The sequence below is a fragment of the Xanthobacter sp. genome (assembly GCF_041911315.1).
In the GTDB taxonomy this organism is placed as follows: domain Bacteria; phylum Pseudomonadota; class Alphaproteobacteria; order Rhizobiales; family Xanthobacteraceae; genus Xanthobacter; species Xanthobacter aminoxidans.
Genome location: NZ_JAYRPE010000081.1, coordinates 1 through 4,504 on the forward strand (window position 1 = coordinate 1; position 4,504 = coordinate 4,504).

3 protein-coding genes are annotated in these 4,504 nt (G+C 66.1%); 2 read left to right on the plus strand and 1 reads right to left on the minus strand.

Features of this window, described 5'->3' with window-relative positions; genetic code table 11:
- On the minus strand, positions 1-754 hold a 754-nt coding region (locus tag ACE3QW_RS23070; protein WP_374254284.1), incomplete at its 3' end, for a tetratricopeptide repeat protein.
- A gap of 473 nt (positions 755-1,227) precedes the next feature.
- On the opposite strand from ACE3QW_RS23070, the gene ACE3QW_RS23075 reads away from it, so the two are divergent.
- Positions 1,228-3,582 (plus strand): TonB-dependent receptor, encoded by a 2,355-nt coding sequence (locus ACE3QW_RS23075; RefSeq protein WP_374254286.1) that lies wholly within the window; start codon positions 1,228-1,230, stop codon positions 3,580-3,582.
- 67 nt (positions 3,583-3,649) lie between these two features.
- Positions 3,650-4,333 (plus strand): Fe2+-dependent dioxygenase, encoded by a 684-nt coding sequence (locus ACE3QW_RS23080; RefSeq protein WP_374254287.1) that lies wholly within the window; start codon positions 3,650-3,652, stop codon positions 4,331-4,333.
- Positions 4,334-4,504 lie beyond the last annotated feature (171 nt).

Sequence of the window (4,504 nt, forward strand, 5' to 3'; positions counted from 1 at the left end):
CGGCCGCGCGCACCCGCTCCAGCGCCCGCGTGGCGATGGCTTCGAGCGCGGGATCGCCGGACGCGCGCAGGCCCTCGGCCGCCAGCCGGCAGAAGTCCGGGACGGCGGTCTCGATGGATCGCGCGAACCAGGCGCACGCCTCCTCCGCCGCGCCGTCCGCATAGCGCGTGCGGGCATAGTCGAACTGGCCGCGATAATCCCCGCCCAGCGCCGCGCGGCGATACCAGCGGCGCGCCGCCTCGGGGTTGGGCGGCCGGCCCCAGCCCTGCTCAAGGAAGCGGCCGATCATGGCCATGGCCTTGGGATTCCCCTGCCGCGCCGCCCGCACGAACCAGTGCAGCGCAAGGGCGGGATCAGCGGCGAAATCGGCGGCATTCACCAGCAGCGTGCCGAGGTTGAACTGCGCCCACGCATGCCCCGCGTCCGCCGCCGCGCGATAGCGGCGCGCCGCCGCGTCGAGGTCGCGCGGCACGCCCCAGCCCTTCTCATGGCAGCGCCCCACCATGTTCACGCCGTCGAGGCTACCCGCGTCGGCGGCGCTGGTGAACCAGCGGTAGGCGGCTTGCGGATCGCGCGCGACGCCGGTGCCGTCCAGCAGCATCTGGCCGTACACCACCTGCGCGCTCAAGATGCCGTTGTGCGCCGCCGCCCGCACCAGCGCGACGCTCCGCGCCGGCTCCGCCGCAAGCCCCGCGCGCAGCTCGGCCGCGCTCATGCCCTTCAGGGCGCTATAGGAAATCCGCTCGTCGCCCATGCCCGGCCCGCCGCGCCCCGAGGGGCATGCCGGGGCGATAGACCGTTGCGACCCACCTTCATGTCAAGCCGGGACGCGCAGTTCTTAAATGGAACAGTTCTTGTTTTGAATGATTTCAGGCGGTGTACCGATATGTATCATTGAGTATTGCCATATCTCCATCCGCCACTTTTCGGCCCACCTTGGACCAGATCAAAAACATAGTTGTTGCGCTGCGGAATGCGGGGCCTCTATACGTCACGTAACAGAATGATGACTTCCATATACGTGCCACCGCCCGGTTGAGGGGTGGCGCGCCTACAGTCAGGCTTTGCTTCGTCATGGTCCGGAACAGACCTTAACTCCTTCTTTTGCGCTCAATATTGCAGACACCGCCCTGACGCCCGTTCCGTCAGCGCTCGACTATTGCCGAAACCAGCCCGCAGCGCGCCGCCGCAAGCATCGCCGGGCATCTCACCTTACGGGGAAAGATCATGGGAGCGTTGAGCACACTTCGGCCCACCATGTCGCGTTCGACGGTGGGCGCCGGCCTTGTGATGGGCCTGTCGGCCGTGCCCTTCATGGAGGCCTTCGCGCAGCAGGCGGCCGCGCCCGCCGGCGCCGACACGGACCTGCCGACCATCGTGGTCGATGCCGATGGCGAGCCGGTCAATTCGCTGGAGGCGACCACCGGCCTCTCGCGCCTGCCCGGCACCATCCAGGACACGCCGCAGACCGTCACCGTCATCTCCCAGCAGACCATGCAGCAGCAGGGCGTGACCACGCTGGAGCAGGCGCTGCGCAATGTTCCGGGCGTCACCGTCGGCATCGGCGAGGGCGGCGGCGGCATGAACGGCGACCAGTTCCGCATTCGCGGCTTCCAGGCCAAGGGCGACGTCTTCATCAACGGCCTGCGCGACTTCGGCGTCTATGTGCGCGACAACTTCGCCTACGAGAACGTGGAAGTCTTCAAGGGGCCAAGCTCGGAGAGCTTCGGTTCCGGCACCACGGGCGGCGCCATCAACATGCAGCTGAAGCAGGCGCATCGCGGCGACAAGTATGACGTGGACGGCCAGTTCGGCTCCGGGCCGCTCTATCGCGGCGTGTTCGACTTCAACAAGCAGATCGACGACACCACGGCCGCCCGCATCGTCGGCATGTTCAACGCCCAGGACATCGTGGACCGCGACCATGTGGAGGCCAACCGCTGGGGCCTCATGGGCTCGCTGGGCTTCGGCCTCGGCACCAGCCAGACGCTCTATCTCAACTATCTCTACCAGCACGGCGACCGCACGCCGGACTATGGCGTGCCCATCGTGACGCCGCTGTTCAACGATGCGAAGAAGTTCGGTGCCATCGGCGTGCCGGTGACGGAATGGGGCGTTCCGCGCTCCAACTTCTACGGCAAGGTGACGGACCGCGACATCACCGACACCAACATGTTCACGGCGAACTACAAGAACGAGATCAGCGACTGGCTGACCTTCACCAACGACAGCCGCGTCGGCTACTACACGCGCGATTTCGCCGCCTCGGTGCCGGGCTGCAGCAACGGCTCGACCAATACGGTGCCGGCTACGCCGAAGACCTATGCCGCGAGCTGCACGGGGCAGTTCTTCGCCGGCAACAACCCGGCCATCACCTTCGGCGGCGGCAATCCGGGCTATCTGCAGGAAAGTCTCGCGGCCGAGAATGTCGCGACCATGACCGCCAAGTTCAACACCGGCTTCCTCAGGCATGAGCTGGTGACGGGCATCGACTATTACTTCGTCAACGACAGCCGCAACCTGCTCTCCCTCAACGGCTCCAAGGGCCTCTCGACCATCTGGCTCCCGGTCTACGAGAACACGACCGGCTATTATCTCTACGAGAACCCGTTCGGCAACAACGGCCAGAAGATCAGCAACAGCTATGATTTCGGCGCCTTCGCCAGCGACCGCATCTGGTTCACGGACCAGCTCTCCATCCTCGGAGGCATCCGCTGGGACAATTATTCGGCCGATTACAAATACTGGTGCGTGGACGCGCAGGGCACCTCCACCGTGCCGGGCTGCAAGAACAGCAAGGGCACCTGGATCAACGCCGATTCCAACACCCGCTTCTTCAGCCCCAAGGCCTCGCTGATCTGGGAGCCGACGAAGACCCAGACCTATTATGTCTCCTACGCCAAGTCCTTCAGCCCGCAGGGCGGCTTTCCCACCAACGACGTCACCGTGGTCAACCCGGTGCAGAACAATCTCGAGCCGGAAGACAACGAGACGTGGGAGGCCGGCGCCAAGGTCTCGGTGCTGGACGGCAGGCTCGGGCTCACCGGCGCGGTGTTCCGCATCAACAAGAGCAACGTCTTCTACACCGATCCCGTGACCGGAAATTCGGTGGAGAGCGGCGAGAACCAGCGGGTGCAGGGCATCGAGCTGGGCGTGACCGGCACCATCACCGACGCCTGGACCATCCAGGCCGGCTACGCCTATTACTCCAGCGAAATCCTCACCTCGACCACGCTGAGCTACATCGGCAACGAGGTGCCCTTCGTCTCGCCCAACAACTTCACGCTCTGGACCACCTACGACCTCATCAAGGGCGGCGTGGTGCGGGCCATCCCCGGCCAGCTTCTGGTGGGCGGCGGCATCACCTATGCCGACGGCTATTTCACCAACAGCGCCAATACGGCCATCATTCCCGAGACCTTCTCGCTCGACGCGCTGATCTCGTACAAGCACGACAAGTATCGCGTGGCGCTCAACGGCTACAACCTCACCAACGCGCTGAACTATTCGGCCGGCTGGGGCAACCGCGCCGTTCCCGCGCCGGGCCGCTCGTTCACGCTGAGCGTGGGCTACACCTTCTGATCGTCACGAAAACGGCGTCGGCGCGGTCCACACGGCCGGGCCGACGCTGCCCGTTTCTGGATGCGCGATGCTCGTTGAAATCCCCGATCTCCTCACCGCGGCCGAGGTCGCCCACTGCCGCCGCGTGCTGGAAGGCTCGCCCTGGGTGGACGGCCGCGTGACGGCCGGCGCGCAGGCGGCGAAATCCAAGCAGAATTTGCAGATTCCGGTGGAGTCGGCCGAGGCGCAGGAGCTGGGTGATCTCATCCTGCGGGCGCTGGGCCGCAACGGGATTTTCAACTCGGCGGCCATGCCGCTCCATGTGCTGCCGCCCATGTTCAACCGCTACGACGTGGGCATGAAGTTCGGCGCCCATGTGGATGGCGCCATCCGGGCCATCCCCGGCGCGGGGCGGCGGATGCGGGCGGATGTCTCCACCACCGTCTTTCTCACCGATCCCGCCGATTATGACGGCGGCGAACTCCTCATCGAGGACAGTTACGGCGTCCACGAGGTGAAGCTGCCCGCCGGCCATGCGGTGGTCTATCCCGCCAGCAGCCTGCACAGCGTGCGCGAGATCACCCGTGGCAGCCGCTGGGGCTCCTTCTTCTGGACCCAGTCCATGATCCCGGACGACGGCCGCCGCGCCCTGCTCTACGACCTCGACCTCGCCATCATGGCGGTGCGCAGCCGGCTGCCGGACGATGAGCCGGCGGTGCTCCAGCTCACCAACGTCTATCACAACCTGCTCCGGAGCTGGGCGCAGATGTAAAGCCCGCGCGGCGCTTGAGCGAAGGCAACGGGAAAGCCCGCGCGGCGCCTGAGCGAAGGCAACGGGAAAGCCCGCGCGGCGCCTGAGCGAAGGCAACGGGAAAGCCCGCGCGGCGCCTGAGCGAAGGCAACGGGAAAGCCCGCGCGGCGCCTGAGCGAAGGCAACGGGAAA